General features: G+C 64.6%; 16 protein-coding genes. 6 read left to right on the top strand and 10 right to left on the bottom strand.

Going from position 1 to position 18,768, the window contains the following annotated elements; translation table 11 throughout:
* Positions 1–124: 124 nt before the first annotated feature.
* The 4 genes from AWB66_RS04435 to AWB66_RS04420 all read right to left on the bottom strand — a co-directional run bounded on the left by AWB66_RS04435 (position 125) and on the right by AWB66_RS04420 (position 4,533).
* Positions 125–1,243, bottom strand: coding sequence for an ABC transporter ATP-binding protein (locus AWB66_RS04435; protein ID WP_087629052.1), 1,119 nt, complete (start codon positions 1,241–1,243; stop codon positions 125–127).
* A 79-nt stretch (positions 1,244–1,322) separates the two neighbouring features.
* Positions 1,323–2,168: a carbohydrate ABC transporter permease gene (locus AWB66_RS04430; RefSeq protein ID WP_087629051.1), complete on the bottom strand. Its 846-nt coding sequence runs from the start codon at positions 2,166–2,168 to the stop codon at positions 1,323–1,325.
* Position 2,169: 1 nt separating this feature from the next.
* The gene (locus AWB66_RS04425) at positions 2,170–3,021 is read right to left on the bottom strand and encodes a carbohydrate ABC transporter permease (RefSeq protein ID WP_087629116.1); all 852 of its coding nucleotides are present in this window, start codon (positions 3,019–3,021) and stop codon (positions 2,170–2,172) included.
* 261 nt (positions 3,022–3,282) lie between these two features.
* Positions 3,283–4,533: an ABC transporter substrate-binding protein gene (locus AWB66_RS04420; protein ID WP_087629050.1), complete on the bottom strand. Its 1,251-nt coding sequence runs from the start codon at positions 4,531–4,533 to the stop codon at positions 3,283–3,285.
* A gap of 535 nt (positions 4,534–5,068) precedes the next feature.
* Between AWB66_RS04420 and zwf the strand changes: the two genes are divergently transcribed.
* The 3 genes from zwf to AWB66_RS04405 all read left to right on the top strand — a co-directional run bounded on the left by zwf (position 5,069) and on the right by AWB66_RS04405 (position 9,373).
* Positions 5,069–6,538 carry a glucose-6-phosphate dehydrogenase gene (gene zwf, locus AWB66_RS04415; protein WP_087629049.1) on the top strand — a complete coding sequence of 490 codons (1,470 nt, stop codon included), beginning with the start codon at positions 5,069–5,071 and terminating at the stop codon, positions 6,536–6,538.
* A 230-nt stretch (positions 6,539–6,768) separates the two neighbouring features.
* Complete coding sequence (gene pgl, locus AWB66_RS04410; RefSeq protein ID WP_087629048.1) at positions 6,769–7,470, top strand: 6-phosphogluconolactonase; 702 nt, start codon at positions 6,769–6,771, stop codon at positions 7,468–7,470.
* Positions 7,451–9,373 (top strand): bifunctional transcriptional regulator/glucokinase, encoded by a 1,923-nt coding sequence (locus AWB66_RS04405; protein ID WP_087629047.1) that lies wholly within the window; start codon positions 7,451–7,453, stop codon positions 9,371–9,373. Before pgl ends, AWB66_RS04405 begins: the two co-directional genes overlap by 20 nt.
* A 62-nt stretch (positions 9,374–9,435) precedes the next feature.
* Here AWB66_RS04405 and AWB66_RS04400 read toward each other — a convergent pair whose 3' ends face one another.
* The 5 genes from AWB66_RS04400 to AWB66_RS04380 all read right to left on the bottom strand — a co-directional run bounded on the left by AWB66_RS04400 (position 9,436) and on the right by AWB66_RS04380 (position 14,657).
* Positions 9,436–10,428 carry an alpha/beta hydrolase gene (locus AWB66_RS04400; protein WP_087629046.1) on the bottom strand — a complete coding sequence of 331 codons (993 nt, stop codon included), beginning with the start codon at positions 10,426–10,428 and terminating at the stop codon, positions 9,436–9,438.
* Positions 10,429–10,701: 273 nt separating this feature from the next.
* The gene (locus AWB66_RS04395) at positions 10,702–11,877 is read right to left on the bottom strand and encodes a porin (RefSeq protein ID WP_087629115.1); all 1,176 of its coding nucleotides are present in this window, start codon (positions 11,875–11,877) and stop codon (positions 10,702–10,704) included.
* 568 nt (positions 11,878–12,445) lie between these two features.
* Positions 12,446–13,225, bottom strand: coding sequence for an ABC transporter ATP-binding protein (locus tag AWB66_RS04390; protein ID WP_087629045.1), 780 nt, complete (start codon positions 13,223–13,225; stop codon positions 12,446–12,448).
* A gap of 16 nt (positions 13,226–13,241) precedes the next feature.
* Positions 13,242–13,955 carry an ABC transporter permease gene (locus tag AWB66_RS04385; protein ID WP_087629044.1) on the bottom strand — a complete coding sequence of 238 codons (714 nt, stop codon included), beginning with the start codon at positions 13,953–13,955 and terminating at the stop codon, positions 13,242–13,244.
* 15 nt (positions 13,956–13,970) lie between these two features.
* Positions 13,971–14,657: an ABC transporter permease gene (locus AWB66_RS04380; RefSeq protein ID WP_087629043.1), complete on the bottom strand. Its 687-nt coding sequence runs from the start codon at positions 14,655–14,657 to the stop codon at positions 13,971–13,973.
* A 413-nt stretch (positions 14,658–15,070) separates the two neighbouring features.
* Between AWB66_RS04380 and AWB66_RS04375 the strand changes: the two genes are divergently transcribed.
* On the top strand, positions 15,071–15,769 hold the full coding sequence (locus AWB66_RS04375) for a pirin family protein (protein ID WP_087629042.1): 699 nt from the start codon (positions 15,071–15,073) through the stop codon (positions 15,767–15,769).
* An 86-nt stretch (positions 15,770–15,855) separates the two neighbouring features.
* Here the strand turns inward: AWB66_RS04375 and AWB66_RS04370 are convergent, their stop codons facing one another.
* Positions 15,856–16,446 carry a Spy/CpxP family protein refolding chaperone gene (locus AWB66_RS04370; RefSeq protein WP_087629041.1) on the bottom strand — a complete coding sequence of 197 codons (591 nt, stop codon included), beginning with the start codon at positions 16,444–16,446 and terminating at the stop codon, positions 15,856–15,858.
* Between the two features lie 233 nt (positions 16,447–16,679).
* On the opposite strand from AWB66_RS04370, the gene AWB66_RS04365 reads away from it, so the two are divergent.
* Both AWB66_RS04365 and AWB66_RS04360 read left to right on the top strand, forming a co-directional pair.
* A complete protein-coding gene (locus AWB66_RS04365; protein WP_087629040.1) occupies positions 16,680–17,402 on the top strand; it encodes a response regulator in 723 nt (240 codons plus the stop codon).
* On the top strand, positions 17,386–18,753 hold the full coding sequence (locus AWB66_RS04360) for an ATP-binding protein (protein ID WP_087629039.1): 1,368 nt from the start codon (positions 17,386–17,388) through the stop codon (positions 18,751–18,753). Before AWB66_RS04365 ends, AWB66_RS04360 begins: the two co-directional genes overlap by 17 nt.
* The last annotated feature ends 15 nt before the right edge of the window (positions 18,754–18,768 follow it).

Genomic DNA, 18,768 nt, shown 5'->3' with positions numbered 1-18,768 from the left:
TGAAGCGCCGCGCGGATGTGGGGCGGCAATCCGTCGATTATGCCCGGTGCGAGGAAACGCTCAAGGCAAGAAAAAGCCGCGTCGATGCGCGGCTTCGTGTGCGACGGATGAATCCCGGCAACCCTCAGGCCAGCCGCTCTTCCGTCTTCGGATCGAACAACACCGCCTTGGACACATCGAACAACAGCGTCGTGTTCGTGAGCGGCTGCGGGTTCGACGCCGGGTGCACGCGGCTCACGATGCGCTTGCCGTTCACCTGCGCGAACACGAGCGTGTCGGGCCCGGTTGGCTCGATCACATCCACGCGCACTTCCACCGGCTGCAGCCGCGCATCGTCGACATCGTGCGCGCTGCGCGCATCCGTGATGCGCTCCGGACGCAGCCCGAGCACGACTTCCTGCCCGACCTTGCCGCGCAGCTTCGCCGCGTCGAACGGCAGGTTCAGCACCTTGCGGCCGAGACCCGTATCGAGTTCCAGACCGACGCCCGCGCCCGCATCGACGAGCTTGCCCGCGATGAAGTTCATCGGCGGCGCGCCGATGAAGCCCGCGACGAACAGGTTCGACGGCGAATCGTAGATGTCCTGCGGCGCGCCGAACTGCTGCACGACGCCGTCCTTCATCACCGCGATGCGGTCGCCGAGCGTCATCGCTTCGATCTGGTCGTGCGTCACGTAGACGATCGTCGTGCCGAGGCGCTGATGCAGCAGCTTGATCTCCGAACGCATTTCGATGCGCAGCTTCGCGTCGAGGTTCGACAGCGGTTCGTCGAACAGGAACATCACCGGATCGCGGGCGAGCGCGCGGCCCATCGCGACGCGCTGGCGCTGGCCGCCCGAGAGCTGGCCCGGCTTGCGGTCGAGCAGATGCTGGATCTGCAGCGTGTCCGACACGCGGTCGACGATCTTCTTCTGCTCGTCCTTCGGCACCTTGCGTATGTTCAGGCCGAACGAGATGTTCTCGCGCACGCTCATCGAAGGGTAGAGCGCGTAGGACTGGAACACCATCGCGATGTCGCGGTCTTTCGGCGAGAGGTTGTTCACCGTCTGGCCGCCGATCATGATGTCGCCCCTCGTGACGGTTTCCAGACCGGCGATCATGTTGAGCAGCGTGGACTTGCCGCAGCCCGAGCCGCCGACGAGGATCAGGAACTGACCGTCCTCGATGTCGATGTTGACGCCCTTGAGAACCGGCACCCCGTTCGGGTAGGTCTTGTACACGTCACGGATGGAAAGGCTTGCCATTGTGAATCCTCTGTTGTCTCTTGCTGCTCGTTTGTCTTTGCCGCGGGCGCGCCACGAAAGGCGCCGCCCGCCTGAATAATCAGCCCTTCACCGCGCCCGCCGTCAGGCCGCGCACGAAATAGCGGCCGGCGATCATGTAGACGAGCAGGGTGGGAAGCGCCGCGATGATCGCGCCCGCCATGTCGACGTTGTATTCCTTCACGCCCGTCGACGTATTCACGAGGTTGTTCAGGGCGACGGTGATCGGCATCGAATCGACGCCGGAGAACACGATCCCGAACAGGAAGTCGTTCCAGATCTGCGTGAATTGCCAGATCAGGCAGACCATGAAGATCGGCAGCGACACGGGCAGCAAAATCTTCGTGAAGATCGTGAAGAAACCCGCGCCGTCGATGCGCGCCGCCTTCACCAGTTCAGCCGGAATGCTCACGTAGAAGTTGCGGAAGAACATCGTCGTGAACGCGATGCCGTACACGACGTGCACGAGCACGAGCCCCGTCACCGTGTTCGACAGGCCGAAGATGCCCTGCAAGCGCGCCATCGGCAGCAGGATGGCCTGGAACGGGATGAAGCAGCCGACCAGCATCATCGTGAAGAGCGCGTCCGCGCCGCGAAAGCGCCAGTGCGTGAGCACGTAGCCGTTGAACGCGCCGATGATCGACGAGAGCAGCACGGCCGGGATCACCATCTTCACCGAGTTCATGAAGAACGGCTGCATGCCGTCGCAGCGCACGCCGGTGCACGCTTCCTGCCACGCCTTCACCCACGGCGCGAAGGTCCAGTGCGTGGGCGGCGTGAGCAGGTTGCCGGTGCGCAACTGGTCGAGGTCCTTGAACGACGTCGACACCATCACGTAGATCGGGAACAGGAAGTAGAGCGCGAAGAGGATCAGCGCCGCGTAAATGACGGCGCGGCTTATCGTCATGTTAGGCATTGCGGGTGCTCCTCGATTCGAGATACATCAGCGGCACGAGCACCGCGACCACAGTCGCGAGCATCATCATCGACGACGCGGCGCCGACCCCGAGTTGCCCGCGGTTGAACGAAAACGTGTACATGAACATCGCCGGCAGCGAGGACGACGTGCCCGGACCGCCCGCCGTCAGCGCGACGACGAGGTCGAACGTCTTGATCGTGATGTGGCAGAGGATCAAAAGCACGGAGAAGAACACCGGCCGCATGCTCGGAATCACGATCTTGCGGTAGATGGTGGGCAGCCCCGCGCCGTCCATCTGCGCGGCCTTGAAGATTTCCGCGTCCACGCCGCGCAGGCCGGCGAGGAAGAGCGCCATCACGAAGCCGGTCGATTGCCACACCGCCGCGATCACGACGCAGAAGATCGCCTTGTCGGGATTGCCGAGCCAGTCGAACGAGAAGCTCGTCCAGCCCCAGTCGTGCAGCACTTTCTCGAGGCCGAGGCTCGGGTTCAGGATCCATTGCCACGCGGTGCCGGTCACGATGAACGAGAGCGCCATCGGATACAGGAAGATCGCGCGCAGCGCGCCCTCGTTGCGGATCCTCTGGTCGAGCAGGATGGCGAGGAAGAGGCCGAGGCCGACGCAGACCGCGATGAACGGAACGCCGAACCAGCCGAGGTTCGCGGCGGAAGTCCACCAGACGTCGTTGTCGAACAGCTGGCGATAGCGGTCGAGGCCGGAGAATTCATAGCGCGGCATCAGTCGCGAATTCGTGAGCGACAGATAACCGGTAATCATGATGAAGCCGTACACGAAGACGAGCGCGATCAGCACGCTCGGCGCGAGGACGAGCTTCGGAATCCATTTATCGGCAAGCGCCGCCGACGCGGACGCGCGGCGGGGCGGGTTTTGCGGGTTTTTGTCCGCGGTACCGCTGAGGGAGGCAGCCACAACTCGACTCCTGGAAAACGGGCCGGCGTTCTAGCCGTGAGCGCGGCCAAGCGGCCGCCACGCGGTGTCACGCCAGCACATGATGCGACGATTTTGTTGCTACTTTCAAAGCAGGCGCCACCGGTCGAAACCGCACGGCGCCCGCTCTGCGTTACGTCGAGACGCTCGCGATTACTTCGTCTTCGCTGCGTTCGCGAGCGCTTGCACCGCGCTCTTCGAATCCTGCGTCGAGTTCATGAACTTCGTCACGACGTCGGTGATCGCGCCAGCCGTGGCATCGCCCTGAGCCATGCCGTGCGCGAGCGACGGCACATAGCCGCCCGACTTGAGCGAGGTCTGTTCGTCCGAGTAAGCCTTCTTCGCGCAGTCGTCGAACTTGTCCATGTTCACGCCGAGACGCACCGGAATCGAACCCTTGTTCAGGCTGAACTGCTCCTGGAACTCCGGCGTCATGATGGTCTTGGCAAGCGCGAGCTGGCCCGGCGTCGGGGCCTTCTGGCCCTTCTGCTGGAAGAACACGAACGAGTCGACGTTGAACGTGAAGGACTTTTCCGTGCCCGGAACAGCCGCGCACACGTAGTCGCTGCCCGCCTTCTTGTTCGCGCCGGCGAATTCGCCCTTCGCCCAGTCGCCCATGAACTGCATGCCGGCCTTGCCGTTGATGACCATCGCGGTGGCGAGGTTCCAGTCGCGGCCGGTGCGGCCGTTATCGAAGTACGACTGGATCTTGCGGACCGTGTCGAACACCTGGACCATCTTGTCGGAGGTCAGCGTCTTCTGGTCGAGATCGACGATCGCCTTCTTGTAGAAGTCCGCGCCCTGCGACAGCACGACGTCTTCCCACAGCGTCAGGTCCTGCCACGGCTGGCCGCCCGCGGCCACCGCGACGATGCCCGCGGCCTTCATCTTGTCGGCGACCTGGAAGAACTCGGCCCAGGTGGTCGGCACCTTGCCGCCGGCCTTGTCGAGCGCGGCTTTGTTGATGTAGAGCCAGTTCACGCGGTGCACCGAGAAGGGCGCGGCGACGTAATGGCCGTCGGCGTGAACGATCTTGTCGATTTCGGGCGGCAGGTTCTTCTTCCAGTCGCCGGCGACCGAGTCGATCGGCACGAGCACGCCCTGTTCGGCCCATTCCTGGATCAGCGGGCCCTTGATCTGGGCCGCGGTCGGCGCGTTGCCCGAGATCACCTGCGTCTTCAGCGCGGTCATCGCGGCGGCGCCCGCACCGCCTGCGACGGCGAAGTCCTTCCACGTGTAGCCCTGCTTGGTCATGTCGTCCTTGAGCACGCCAATCGCCTTCGACTCACCGCCGGACGTCCACCAGTGCAGCACCGATACGGCTTCGGCCGCCTGCACCGACGCCGACGCGCCACACAAGAGACCAGCGGCGCAAAGCGCGCCCATGAGCTTACGGACTTTCATTGTTTATCTCCTCCGAAACACCTGAACAAAAAACGATTGGCCCCTGATTCAGCAGGAAGCGGTGGTGGGAAAAACGGGTGATACACGGGTGGCCGGGGTCCGGCGGTGTCGGCGGGACAGAGTGCAACGTGAGACGGCGCCATGCGCGCGACGCACGTGCGTAGCCGGCAGACCGAAACGCGGCCGAACGGCTCTCAAGAGATGAGTGGTTTGAATCGCAACGGTTGTCTCCTCTTTTGATTCTGCTTGAGCCCCGGGCCGCCGATGAACGCACGGCGCTCTGACGGCGCGAAGGCGCGAGGTGCCGGAAGCGGCGCGCGGCTGACGTTGCGCGAAAAGCGCCCAATCGACCGCTCCGCTAACATTCGAAACGCCACTCCGGGAAAACGCTCATCTTCTGATTGACATAAGCTTTTTGTTCCGGGATGACATTACCTCTTGATTTGAATTGTAGTTAAACTACAATTCAGTGTCAAAAATATTTTTATCGGACTACGGTCCCGAACAAAGTCCCTGAGCGGGAAGACGGAGACACATGCAAACCGACTCGAATTTCATCTTCGTGCTCTTCGGCGGAACGGGCGATCTCTCGATGCGCAAGATCCTGCCGGCGCTCTTCGAAGCGCACCGCGCGGGGATGCTCGCGCCGGCCGGCAAGATCCTCGCCGTCGCACGCGGCGTCGAAACGCGCGCGGCCTATCTCGAATGGGTCGAGGAGCATGTGAAGCCGCACGTCGCGAAAAACGGCGCGGGCAGCGTGGATGACGCGGTGTGGTCGGGCTTTCTCGCGCGCGTCGAGTACGTGCACATCGACCTCGGCAAGCCGGAAGACTTTCTGATCCTGCGCGACGCGGTCGCGGCGCACGACGGCATTCGCGTCTTCTATCTTGCGACGGGGCCGTCGCTCTTCGTGCCGATCTGCCGCGCGCTCGCCGATGTCGGCCTGAACCAGAACGCGCGCATCGTGCTCGAAAAGCCGCTCGGCTACGACCTGGAATCGTCGAATGCGATCAACGACGCGGTCGGCGAGATCTTCCAGGAAGAGCAGATCTACCGGATCGACCACTATCTCGGCAAGGAGCCGGTGCAGAACCTGCTCGCGCTGCGCTTCGGCAATGCGCTTTTCGAGCCGCTCTGGCGCCGCGAATGGGTGGAGAGCATCCAGATCACGATCGCGGAAGAGCTCGGCGTGGAAGCACGCGGCGATTTCTACGACAACACCGGCGCCTTGCGCGACATGGTGCAGAACCATTTGCTGCAACTGCTCTCCATCGTGACGATGGAGCCGCCGCACTCGATGGATTCCGACTCCGTGCGCGACGAAAAGCTGCGCGTGCTGCGCGCGCTGAAGCCGATCGATCCGCGCGACATCAGCCGGGTCGCGGTGCGCGGGCAGTATCACGCGGGCGTCATCAAGGGCGCCTCGGTGCCGGCCTACGCGACCGAAAAGGGCGTGCGTCCCGACAGCCGCACGGAAACGTTCGTCGCGCTGAAGGTGGAAATCGAGAACTGGCGCTGGGCGGGCGTGCCGTTCTTCCTGCGCACGGGCAAGCGGCTCGCGGACCGCGTCGCGGAGATCGTCGTGAATTTCCGGCCGGTGCCGCACTCGGCGCTCGGCGCGAACGCGTTGCGCGCGGGCGCGAACCGTCTCGTGATCCGCCTGCAGCCGAACGAGACCATTCGCCTTTACTGCCTCGCCAAGCAGCCGGGCGAAGGCATGAACCTCGCAAGCGTCCACCTCGACCTCGCGTTCGACCAGTTCTTCCGCGAAGGGCAGATGGAGGCCTACCAGCGCCTCTTGCTCGACGTGATCCGCGGGCGCCTCGCGCTCTTCGTGCGGCGCGACGAGCAGGAAGCCGCGTGGCGATGGGTCGAGCCGATCCTGAACGAGTGGGAAGTGTCGCCGAAGCCGCCGAAGCCTTACGCGGCGGGCACGTGGGGACCGGCGGCGTCGAGCGCGATGCTGGCGCAACACGGTACGTGCTGGCTGGAAGAAGAGAACTGACGGAGCACCAAAGCCGCGGGTTTTGAAACACGGTGAAGCTTGCGAATCGAGACGACAATAGCAACAGAGCGATGACGACGCGCTGACGGCAACACGACGACAGCGCACCGAAGACGGCAAATAGACGACGGCATGCGCCGACAAGCGCGCGAGACCCGAGCCGGGCCATGACCCGCCGCCGCACCACGCGGCGGGCTGATCAAACGAAAACAAAGCAGGATGGAGGAGCAGTGATCGAGCTTCACACTTTCGACGACCCGCGCGCCCAGTCGGACGCGCTGGCGAAAGCCGTGGGCGACGCGTTAACGGCGTCGCTGGCGGCTCGCGGTGCCGCGTCGGCCGACGCCGCTTATCACGCGACGCTCGCCGTGTCCGGCGGCACGAGCCCGCGTCCCTTTTTAGAGACGCTGTCGGGCGAACCGCTCGACTGGGCGCACATCGACGTGACGCTCGTCGACGACCGCTGGGTGCCGGAAACGGATGCCGCGAGCAACGCGCGCCTCGTGCGCGAGACGCTGTTGCAAAACGCGGCGAGCGCGGCGTATTTCTGGCCGCTCGTCGACACCTCGGATTCGCTCGAAACGCATATCGCCGACCTGAACGGCGACGCGCAGCGCCGCCTGCCCGATGTCGCCGTGCTCGGCATGGGCGAGGACGGCCACACGGCGTCGATCTTCGCGGACGCGCCGGAGTGGGACGTCGCGATCACCACCGCCGACCGCTTCGTCTCGGTTCACCCGGCCAGCGCGCCACACGCGCGCGTAAGCCTGTCGATGTCGGCGCTGAAGCACATCGGCCAGCTTTATCTGCTGATCGCGGGCCAGAAGAAGCTCGACGTGTTGAACGCGGCGCTCGCCGCACCACAAAAAAACGCCATCTCGACGTTGGTCAATGCTCAGGGAGTCAAGCTCGATGTCTACTGGTGTGCATAGCAAGGCCGCGCCGGCCGGCAGCCAGCATGCCGACGGACCGAGACTCCTCGCCGACGTGGGCGGCACCAACGCGCGCTTCGCGCTCGAAACGGCGCCGGGCGAAATCGGGCAGATCCGCGTGTACCCGGCCGCCGACTATCCGGGCATCGCGGAGGTCATGCAGCAGTATCTGAAGGACACCAAGGTCGGCCGCGTCAATCACGCGGCGGTCGCGATCGCGAATCCGGTCGACGGCGATCAGGTCGCGATGACCAACCACGACTGGAGCTTCTCGATCGAAGCGACGCGCCGCGCGCTCGGCTTCGATACACTGCTCGTCGTCAACGACTTCACCGCGCTCGCGATGGCGCTGCCCGGCCTGACCGACGCCCAGCGCGTGCAGGTCGGCGGTGGTTCGCGGCGGCAGAATAGCGTGATCGGCCTGCTTGGCCCGGGCACGGGCCTCGGCGTATCGGGGCTGATTCCCGCCGACGACCGCTGGATCGCGCTCGGCAGCGAGGGCGGCCACGCGAGCTTCGCGCCGTCGAATGAAGACGAAGACCTGGTGCTGCGCCATGCGCGTACCAAGTGGCCGCATGTGTCGTTCGAGCGCGTCGCGGCGGGGCCGGGGCTGGAACTGATCTACCGCGCGTTCGCGGAGCGCGACGGCATCGCGGTGGCGGAATCGGTGAACAGCGCCGACGTCACCAAGCGCGCCCACGACGGCGAGGCGCTCGCGCTCGCAGCGGTGAACTGCTTCTGCGGCATCCTCGGCACGTTCTCGGGGAATATCGCGGTGACGCTCGGTTCGCTCGGCGGCATCTATATCGGCGGCGGCGTCGTGCTCAAACTCGGCGAACTGTTCTACAAGTCGCCGTTTCGCGAGCGTTTCGAGGCGAAAGGGCGCTTCCAGCAGTATCTGTCGGGCGTGCCGACCTATGTCATCACCGCCGAATATCCTGCGTTCCTCGGCGTTTCCGCGATCCTTGCCGAGCAGTTGTCGAATCGCGCGAACAGCGGCTCGTCGGCGGTGTTCGAGCGCATCCGCCAGATGCGCGACGCGCTCACGCCCGCCGAGCGGCGCGTTGCCGATCTCGCGCTGAACCATCCGCGCTCGATCATCAACGATCCGATCATCGACATCGCGAGGAAGGCCGACGTCAGCCAGCCGACCGTGATCCGCTTTTGCCGCTCGCTCGGCTGCACGGGGCTCTCCGACTTCAAGCTGAAGCTCGCGACCGGGCTCACGGGCACGATTCCGGTGAGCCACAGCCAGGTGCATCTCGGCGACACGGCCACCGATTTCGGCGCGAAAGTGCTCGACAACACCGTCTCGGCGATCCTGCAGCTGCGCGAGCACCTGAATTTCGACAATGTCGAGCGCGCGATCGACATCCTGAACGGCGCGCGGCGCATCGAGTTCTACGGCCTTGGGAATTCGAACATCGTCGCGCAGGACGCGCACTACAAGTTCTTCCGCTTCGGCATTCCGACGATCGCTTACGGCGATCTCTACATGCAGGCGGCGTCCGCTGCGCTGCTCGGCCGTGGCGACGTGATCGTGGCGGTGTCGAAGTCGGGCCGCGCGCCGGAATTGCTGCGCGTGCTCGAAGTCGCGATGCAGCAGGGCGCGACGGTCGTGGCGATCACGTCGAGCAACACGCCGCTCGCCAAGCGCGCCACGGTGGCGCTCGAGACGGATCACATCGAGATTCGCGAATCGCAGTTGTCGATGATTTCGCGCATCCTGCATCTCGTCATCATCGACATTCTCGCGGTCGGCGTCGCGATCCGTCGCGCGGCGCCGAAGCCCGGCGCGAAGCTCAACGAGACGGTCGCAACGATGCGCGACGCAGACGACGACGAAACGGGCGCGGTCCTCGACTGGCTGAGCCACGGCGCGTCGGGCGCGGCGCGGGAGTAAGTCGTCCAGCCGTCGCGATGGGGCAAAAACAAAGGCCGCCGGTGAAAACCGGCGGCCTTTTGTCATGAAGCGACCCGCGCAGATGGCTCCTCCATCCGCTGGCGAGTGATCGATAACTCCTTCGCCTCGTCGGCCATCGGCCGGCCGGCCGGCGCCGGATCGAGCCCGAGGAACCGCAGCACGTGCGTCGCGACGAGCAGCCGATCGTTGTCGACGCAAATCAGGTGATAGCTGTTCTCCAGCACGACCAGTTCCGAACGCTTCACCGCGCCGCGCAAAAAATACGCCGACTTCAGGCTCGTCAGGTCGTCGTGGCGCGCGTGCATGACGAGCGTCTCGCAGGCGAGCGCGGCAGCGGCGCGCCTCGCGAGCCGTCTTAGCCGATCCACCTCGCGGATGCACGCAAGCGGCACCCAGCCATAGTGGAAGGCGTCGCCGCGCGCGAATTTCGCCTTCACGATCGAACGCAGTTCCGCGTTCTTGATACCGTACGGCTCGCTTTCATCGACGCGCACGCGCTTCGGCACGAACGGTAGCCAGTACGCCGCGTGACGCAGCACGCGATACCAGGGCGTCGCCCAGCCGTCGATGTAGATCGGCGGCGCCAGCGCGACGAGCCGCCCGCGCGCGTGGCCTTCCCGCGCGCAAAGGGCGAGTGCGAGCAGCGCGCCCATGCACATGCCGATCACATGGACGGTGTCGTAGTCGCGTGCGATCTCGCGATACGCCGTCGTGACCGCGTCGAGCCACGCTTCCGCGCGCACGCTCGCCAGGTCGTGCGGCGTGGTTCCGTGGCCGGGCAGGGTGATCGAATGCGGCTCGATGCCCGCGCGCCGCAGCGCCTTGTGGATCGACCCGAGGTCGAATTGCGTGCCGCCGAGACCGTGGATCAGAAGCGCGGCGGTGCGTCCGGCCTTTCCGCCGCGTCGAGCGCGGCATTCCGCGGCGCTCGCTTCGAGTTCTTCGGTTCGATCGACGGAAGTCGCCGAATGTCCGGCGGCGGAGGAATCGGCAAGTGCCCAGAACGAGCCGTGGAGTTGAGGGCGCTGGCGCATGAAAGCCTCGTCGTTGGTGGATCGGCGAGGCTAGATGGCGGGCGCACCCACGACTAGCGGAGAATTCCTAAATCAGAGGCGCAAAGCGGACGTTTCTGCATGGAGCACGGCGGCGCTGCATCCGAGCGCTCATTTCGCGCGAACGGCCCGCATTCGCACCTTTCGAAGCGCCAATAAAAAACGGTGCGATACCCTTTCGGGCACCGCACCGATACGCGCCTCTCGCAGCAGCGTGAAAACTCTCTTGAAGCCTTTTTCTGTCAGACCCGTCGATTAGAACGAGTGCTGGATACCTGCATACACGCCCGACTGGCTGTGGCCTGGCAACGGGTTGTCGGTCGCAGCCGACGTGCCGAAGTTGTTGGCGTTCAGGCCGTAGTTAGCCGACTTGCTGTTCTGCACCGTCGCCACCTGGATGTCGAGCAGCGTGCGCTTCGACAGGTTGTACGAGCCGCCGACCGTGTACAGCGTCGCATTGCCCGCGCCGTTGTTGGCGTTCGAGTGGTAGACAGCCGCAATCAGCGCCGCTGCCGGCGTTGCTTGCCACGTCACGCCGCCCCATTCGTGGTCGATCGTCGTCGGCTGGCCGGGCAGCACGTTCGTCATGCCCGAACTGCGAATTGCCTGATAGGCACCCTGGATCTTGAACTGGCCCAGGAACACGTTGAACGCCGCCGTGTATTCGCGCGAGTAGCCGTACACGCCGTTGCCGCCACCATTATTGGGATTGCCGCCGAGGGCGTTGCCACCGTTGAGCGGATCGTAGACGCCGCCGAGCGAGCCGTTCGCCGGGTTGCGGATTTCGTCGTACATGCCGCGGATCTGGAAGAGCGCGGACGTGTATGTCAGTTGCAGACCGCCTTCACGGCCTTGCGGCGTGCTGCCGTTACCGTTCCAGTTCGTCGCGTTCGACAGCGCGTACTGGCCGTACACGTCAAAGCCGTACCACTTCGGCGACTGGTACGAAATGTTATTGCTCGATTGCGGCCAGTTGCGGCCACGCACCAGCGACGCCGACGACCAGTTCGACTGACCGAACGGATCGAAGTCCCACACGCCGTTGGCGATGAAGAGTTCGCGGCCCAACAGCAGCGTACCGAAGCTGTTGTTGGCGATACCGACCGTCGCCCAGCGATTGAAGATGCCGTTATTGCCCGGGCCCTGACCCGTCATGGTGTTGAAGCTGCCTTCCAACTGGAACACGGCCTTGTAGCCGCCGCCCAGGTCTTCGACGCCCTTCAAGCCCCAGAGACTCGTGCCCCAGTCGCCGCTTTCAGCGCGGAAACGGTGCGTGCTGCCGGTGGCCTGACCGGCCGCGCCGACGCCTTGCGGCACGCCGGTCATGTATTCGAGTCCCGCGTCCAGGCGACCATACAGCGTCACGCTGCTCTGAGCGTGGGCCGCAACGCCGAACGTCAGCAGCGATGCCGCGAGCAAAGCTTTTTTCATCATCTCCTCCAACCCTGTCAAAAAAGGAACCCAAGTGCTGCCGTGTGGCGCGATGCGGGAGCATCGAACCGGAAATCGTTTTCAGAGGGACACGCGGGCAGGTGCGCCCTGGTTGATCCGCGCGCTGGCCTGGACGCGGACGCGACTGCCGACCGTTGGGTTCGGTGTCTCCTCAGTTCTTTTTGAAGTAAAACTACTTTTTGTGAACTTCGTTTTGGTACTTTGATTACTAATTTATCAAAATACGTTTTGGGCGCCAAAGAAATTTGCGGTTTCCCACCCATGTGTCTCGAAAATGCAATGCCGGTGTGCCTGCGAAGCCACGTCCGATCGGTCGAAATCCGTCCAAAGCCTTACCGCGTAAGGCCTTTATGAAACTGAAAGCTTTAGGTCAAGGAATGACTCTATTGACTGGCGTCCGATAGGGGGCTAGGCCGTGAAAGTGCTCTCCAGCGGGGCTTCAGGGCCGCGCGCGGACATGAAAAAAGCGCCTTTCGGCGCTTTTTTCTCGGGTCTGCCAACGCGCATGGCGGCGCGTGCGACTACAGGAACTACAGAATTAGCGGCATCACTTGAGACTGCCGGACAGGAACTGCCTGAGCCGTTCGCTTTTAGGCGCGCCGAACACCTCCTGCGGATGACCTTCTTCCTCGATGCGCCCCTGGTGCAGGAACACGACATGGTTCGACACGTTGCGCGCGAACGCCATCTCGTGCGTGACGACGATCATCGTGCGGCCTTCCTCAGCGAGCGTCTGCATCACCTTCAGCACTTCGCCGACGAGTTCCGGGTCGAGCGCCGAGGTCGGTTCGTCGAAGAGCATGACGTCCGGATGCATCGCGAGGGCGCGGGCGATCGCGACGCGCTGCTGCTGCCCGCCCGACAAGTGCGACGGATACTGCTTTTCCACGCGCGGCGCGAGTCCGACCTTCTCCAGGTAGGTGCGCGCGCGCTCCTCGGCTTCCTTCTTCGGTAGCCCGAGCACGTTGACGGGCGCCTCCATCACGTTCTCCAGCACGTTCATGTGCGACCACAGGTTGAAGTGCTGGAACACCATCGAGAGCTTCGAGCGCACTTCGCGCAACTGCTTCTGGTCGGCGACCTTCAGCGCGCCGGTCTTGTCCTTCAGCGTGCGCACTTCGACGCCATCCACGAAGATGCGCCCCCGGTTGGGCTGCTCGAGGAAATTGATACAGCGCAGCATCGTGCTCTTGCCCGAACCGGACGAGCCGATGATGCTGATCACGTCGCCGGCTTTCGCCTTCAGCGACACGCCCTTGAGCACTTCGTTTTCGCCGTACTGCTTGTGGAGGTCGTCGACGAAGAGCTTTTGCTTCTGTTCATTCATGTGCGGTCCTTGCGGCTTATTTACCCTGCGGCCGCAGGTACGCGAGCCAGCGATGCTCGGCGCGGCGGAACAGCCACACGAGCGCGAACGAGATGACGAGATAGAGGAGCGCGGCGATGCCGAACGCCTCGAACGACTTGTACGTCGCGGAATTGACGTCGCGGGCGATTTTCAGGATGTCGGGCACGGTGGCGGTGAAGGCGACCGTCGTCGCGTGCAGCATCAGGATCACTTCGTTGCTGTAATACGGCAGGGCGCGCCTGAGCGCCGACGGCAGGATCACGCGCCGGTAAAGCGTGAACGACGACATCCCGTACGCGCGCGCCGCCTCGATTTCGCCGTAGGGCGTCGCCTTGATCGCGCCGGCGAAGATTTCGGTGGTGTACGCGCAGGTGTTGAGCGTGAACGCCAGCAGCGTGCAGTTCATGCCGTTGCGGAAGAATTCGTTGAGCAGCATGTGGTCGCGCACGACCTGCAGGCTGTAGAGCCCGGTATAGCAGAGCAGCAGCTGCACATAGAGCGGCGTGCCGCGAAACACATAGGTATACAGCCACACGCCGCGCGAGAGCAGCTTGTTCTTCGAGACGCGCGCGACCGCCAGCGGAATCGACAGACAAAAACCGAGCGCGATCGATACGACGAGGAGCCACATCGTGATGGCGAGGCCGGTGATGCGGTAGCCGTCGGTGAAGAGATAGTTCTTCCAGTATTCCTGGATGATTTCGAGCATGAGGTCCGCCGCTTTTTATAGGTCTGCCTTGCGCACGCCGATCGAGTAACGGCGTTCCAGCCAGATCAGCACGAGATTCGACACGGTCGTGATCACGAGGTAGATCGCGCCCGCGAGCAGCGTGAAGAAGAAGAACCGCAGCGTGCCCTTGCCGGCGTCCTGCGCGGCTTTCACGACATCGGCGAGGCCGATGATCGAGACGAGCGCCGTCGCCTTGACCATCACCTGCCAGTTGTTGCCGATGCCGGGCAGCGCGAAACGCATCATCTGCGGGAACATGATGCGCGAGAAGGTCTGCCACGGCGTCATGCCGTAGGCCGCGCCCGCTTCGAGCTGGCCGCGCGGCACGGAAAGAAACGCGCCGCGGAAGGTTTCGGTGAAATACGCGCCGTAGATGAAGCCGAGCACGAGAATGCCGGCGAGGAACGGGTCGATGTCGATCTGATCCCAGCCGAGCAGGTCGGTGAGATTGTTCAGCCAGATCTGGATGCTGTAGAAGAGCAGCAGCATCAGCACGAGGTCGGGCACGCCGCGGATCAGCGTCGTGTACAGCGTGCCGATTCCCGACGAGATGCGGTTCCTCGACAGTTTCGCCGCCGCGCCGATCAATCCGATCACGAAAGCGAACGCGAGCGACAGCACCGCCAGTTTGACGGTCTGCCAGGTGCCCGAGAGAATCAGCGGCCCGTAGCCTTGAAGCATGGTGATTCCTTGATGACGTGCGGTTGGTCCGCGGTTTTTCGCATGGCTGAAGGCCGCTTCGGCCGTCTTGCAGCGATCGTTCGGCGCCGTGGTCGAGTCGCGTGCGCCAGCTCGGCCGCAGCCTGCGAGCGTCGGTATTCTAGGCGTCCAAAATTGGGGTACGGCGTTTTTGCACCGCGCCACGGCACGCCAGCGGCCTTCCCGACCCACGTCGCGCCTCGTGCGCCGGTCCGCAAAAAGAGCGCCCGCGACGAAAAGCGCAGCATTTTACCCGAAGCCGCCCGCCGCGCGAGCGAAGCCGGATTCGGCCGATTACCCGCATTTTCAGGACGGTGTAGTGCCGCCGCGCCCGTTGTTCGGCGGCTGGCCCGCCCTTACATTGGATGCATCGCAAAACCAACCGGAGAAACGGGATGTTCGAGATTCGTCGCGGCAATGAACGGGGTCATGCCAACCACGGCTGGCTCGATTCGTATCACACGTTTTCCTTCGCGGATTACTACGATCCGGAACACATGCATTTCGGCGCGCTGCGCGTGATCAACGAGGATCGCGTCGCGGGCGGCAAGGGCTTCGGCACGCACGGCCATCGCGACATGGAGATCATCAGCTACGTGCTGGAAGGCGCGCTCGCGCACCGCGACAGCATGGGCAACGGCTCCACGATCCGCCCGGGCGACGTACAGCGCATGAGCGCGGGCACCGGCGTGCGTCACAGCGAATTCAACGGCTCGCACGACGAGACCGCGCACTTCCTGCAAATCTGGATCATCCCGGATGCGCCGGGCGGCGCGCCGGGCTACGAGGAAAAGCGCTTCGACGACGCCGAGAAACGCGGACGCCTGCGCGTGATCGCATCGCCTTCCGGGCGCGACGGCGCGGTGACGCTCGGTGCGGACGCCGAGATCCACGCGGGTCTTTTCGACGGCGGCGAACGCGCCGAGTTCGACGTGCCTGCCGGGCGGCGCGTGTATGTGCACGTGGCGCGCGGGGCGGTGTCGGTGAACGGCGAAAAGCTGCAAGCCGGCGATGCGGCGCGCATCGAGGACGTGTCGAAGGTCACGCTCGAGGACGGCGAGAAGGCCGAAGTGCTGCTGTTCGATCTGGCCTGACGCGTACGGTAAGGCCAACGGAAGAAGCCGCGGGAACGAGTCTGAACTCGATCCCGCGGCTTTTTCATGCGCGGAAGATTCGCGCGTTACGGCTTGGTGGTGGCCGCCGCGCCGCTCGCCGCGCCTTCGCCCGGCGCGCCGCGATGCTTGCCCCAGCGCTCATGCATCCTTTCCTGATGCTCGTGCATCTTCGCGAAGTGCTGCTTGAGCGCCGAGCTGACGGTCGTCTTCTGCTGGTCGTTCAGTGCGTTGTAGAAGTTGAGCCACGCGGTGGCCGTCTGCTCGCGCAACTGCGCGTTCTGCTCGTCGATCTTCTGATGCGCGGCGTGCATCGCGTTCAGGTCGAGAATAGGCTGCTGCGCCATCGACTTGAACTGGTCGCGCATCTGCTTGTGGCTTTCGCGCATGGCCGTGTGGTTCTGCTTCATCGTGTCGAGCGCGTTCTGCCACAGCTTTTCCTGGTCGGCGTTAAGCTTCAGTTGGCCGTGCAGTTCGTTCAACTGCTTCTGCATGCGCATTTCCATGCGATGTCCGCCGGGACCGCCAGGACCACCCATCGCCATGCCGGGGCCGCCGGGCGGCGGCGCGTCGGGGGCGGGCGTGGCCGCATTGGCGGCGCCGATCGTCATGGCGAGCGCGGCGGCGGCGACAGCGAGGATTCGGGATTGCTTCAGCATCGTGGACTCCTTTTTTGATGATCGAGGCCGAGTCGGCGAAGCTTGAGTAGCGAAGTGAACAAGACTCACGCCTTCGGTGAGACACAGCGTAGAGTTTCCTCACAACGGCCGTGTTACGGCGAGCGTCGTGCTTGTTACGCCGGTTTACGAGCCGCTTTCGCCGTAACACCCGGTAACCCTTTGCGGCGCGTTCGCCGCCAATCTGCCCAAGGCCGCGCGTTAAACTTGCCTCCATGACTACTCAAATCCTTGTCGTCGATGACGACGCTGAACTGCGCGATCTCCTGCGCGACTATCTGGTCCGGCAGGGCATCGAAGTGTCCGTGCTGCACGACGCCGGCTCGCTCGAGCGGCGCATCGAGCGCGAACGCCCGGATCTCATCGTGCTCGACCTGATGATGCCGGGCGTAGACGGCCTGACCGCGCTCAGGAAACTGCGCGCGTCCGGCGACGACATCCCGGTCATCATGCTGACCGCGCGCGCCGACGACGTGGACCGCATCGTCGGGCTGGAACTCGGCGCGGACGACTACCTCGGCAAGCCGTTCAATCCGCGCGAACTGCTCGCGCGCGTGCAGGCGGTGCTCAGGCGCCGCCGCACGATTCCGTCGGCGGCGCCGGAGCAGCGCGAGCCGTTCTCGTTCGGGCGCTTCAGGCTCGACTTCCAGTCGCGCACGCTGCAACAGGACGACAAGCCGATCACGCTCTCGGGCAGCGAATTCGCGCTGTTGAAGATCTTCGTCAACAATCCGATGCGCACGCTCACCCGCGAACGCCTGCTCGAACTGCTGCACGGCCCGGAATACGACGGCACCGACCGCGGCATCGACGTGCAGGTGTGGCGTCTGCGGCGCATCCTGGAAACCGATCCGTCCGCGCCGCGCTTCATCCAGACCGTGCGCGGACGCGGCTACGTGTTCGTGCCCGACGGCGAGCAAAATGCGCCGGCCCATTGATTCGCTGTTCGGCCGGCTGGTCCTGCTAGTCATCGGCGTGCTGGTCTTGTCGCATGTAGCGTGGTTCGCGGTCATTCGCGTCGAGCGCGACAACAACCAGACGCGCTACGCGGTCGAAGAGGCCACGTTCCTCGTCGATGCCGTGCGCCAGCACATCGCCAATTCGCCGAACCAGCCGCTGCCGTCGCGCGTGCGAGTCGTCGCGTCGGACAGTCCCGACGTGCCGAAGCCGGCGCCCGCGTCGGGCGACCAGGACGTCCCGCCGCCGATGGGCCGCTTTCTCGAAGACCTGCGCGACCGTCTGCCGGACGGCACCGAGGTGCGTCTCGGCGAGCCGGGCGCGCCGCCGAGCATCTGGGTGAAGGGCATCAAGGACACGGACTGGATCGTCGTGCCGGTGCAGCCGCTGCGCCCGCCGCGCTCGCGCGACCGCATGCTCGTGTGGCTCGCGATCATCTTTTCGACCGCCGTGATGGCGGCGCTGCTTGCCGCGTGGCAGTTGCAGCAGCCGCTGCGCTCGCTCGCGCAGGCGGTCGCGCGCTTCGGGCGCGGCCAGCCGACGCCGCCCGTGCCCGAACGCGGCCCGCGCGAACTGCGGCAGCTCACGCACGGTTTCAACCAGATGGTGCGCGAGGTCTCGCAGACCGAAAACGACCGCGCCGTGATGCTGGCGGGCGTCGCGCACGATCTGAAGACGCCGCTTGCGCGTCTGCGGCTGCGCGCGGAGATGATGGAAGAGGCGAAGCTGCGCGACGGCGTAGTGCGCGACGTCGATTCGATGGCGCATATCGTCGACCAGTTTCTGGTGTTCGCGCACGACCGCGCGGACGGCAGCGAGCCGATCGAAGTGGATCAGCAATGCGAGAAGATCGCGCGCACCTATCGCGCGGTGGCGCCGGGCGCGCAGCCGGTTCAGACGCGGCTCGAAGCGGGTCCTGACTTCGTGTTGCCCGCCGCGACGCTCGACCGTGTCCTGTCGAATCTGCTCGACAACGCCCATGCCTACGGCGCGCCGCCCGTCGTGATCGAGACCTGGCGCGGGGCGAACGGCTGGAAATTGCGGGTGGCGGACCATGGCGGCGGCATCGCGCCGGACGATCTCATCAAGGCGAGCCGGCCGTTCGTGCGCCTCGATCCGGCGCGCGGCGGCAGCGGTCACAGCGGACTAGGGCTGGCGATCGTCGAGCGGTTGGCGCGGCGCGCGGGCGGCGAATGCGAGATCGGCAATTACGACAGCGGCAATCACGACAGCGGCGGTCTGCAGGTGTTGATGACGTTCCCGTTCGATGTCGCGACGCGTCCCGTCGCCGAGCGGCGGGTAGGCGCGCATCGCGAGGAGCGGGCCATCTGAACGGGTTGAGTCGAA

It is taken from the genome of Caballeronia telluris (genome assembly GCF_001544495.1).
Lineage (GTDB): Bacteria > Pseudomonadota > Gammaproteobacteria > Burkholderiales > Burkholderiaceae > Caballeronia > Caballeronia telluris.
The sequence above is the reverse complement of the archived record's forward strand: the minus strand, read 5'-3'. Positions and strand labels throughout refer to the sequence as shown.

Coding starts and splice junctions, on each gene's coding strand:
- AWB66_RS04395 (WP_087629115.1), bottom strand. CDS start 11,877: ATGAAAAAAGCTTTGCTCGCGGCATCGCTGCTGACGTTCGGCGTTGCG.
- AWB66_RS04390 (WP_087629045.1), bottom strand. CDS start 13,225: ATGAATGAACAGAAGCAAAAGCTCTTCGTCGACGACCTCCACAAGCAG.
- AWB66_RS04400 (WP_087629046.1), bottom strand. CDS start 10,428: ATGCGCCAGCGCCCTCAACTCCACGGCTCGTTCTGGGCACTTGCCGAT.
- AWB66_RS04435 (WP_087629052.1), bottom strand. CDS start 1,243: ATGGCAAGCCTTTCCATCCGTGACGTGTACAAGACCTACCCGAACGGG.
- AWB66_RS04370 (WP_087629041.1), bottom strand. CDS start 16,446: ATGCTGAAGCAATCCCGAATCCTCGCTGTCGCCGCCGCCGCGCTCGCC.
- AWB66_RS04405 (WP_087629047.1), top strand. CDS start 7,451: ATGTCTACTGGTGTGCATAGCAAGGCCGCGCCGGCCGGCAGCCAGCAT.
- AWB66_RS04430 (WP_087629051.1), bottom strand. CDS start 2,168: ATGACGATAAGCCGCGCCGTCATTTACGCGGCGCTGATCCTCTTCGCG.
- AWB66_RS04360 (WP_087629039.1), top strand. CDS start 17,386: ATGCGCCGGCCCATTGATTCGCTGTTCGGCCGGCTGGTCCTGCTAGTC.
- AWB66_RS04385 (WP_087629044.1), bottom strand. CDS start 13,955: ATGCTCGAAATCATCCAGGAATACTGGAAGAACTATCTCTTCACCGAC.
- AWB66_RS04365 (WP_087629040.1), top strand. CDS start 16,680: ATGACTACTCAAATCCTTGTCGTCGATGACGACGCTGAACTGCGCGAT.
- AWB66_RS04420 (WP_087629050.1), bottom strand. CDS start 4,533: ATGAAAGTCCGTAAGCTCATGGGCGCGCTTTGCGCCGCTGGTCTCTTG.
- AWB66_RS04375 (WP_087629042.1), top strand. CDS start 15,071: ATGTTCGAGATTCGTCGCGGCAATGAACGGGGTCATGCCAACCACGGC.
- zwf (WP_087629049.1), top strand. CDS start 5,069: ATGCAAACCGACTCGAATTTCATCTTCGTGCTCTTCGGCGGAACGGGC.
- AWB66_RS04380 (WP_087629043.1), bottom strand. CDS start 14,657: ATGCTTCAAGGCTACGGGCCGCTGATTCTCTCGGGCACCTGGCAGACC.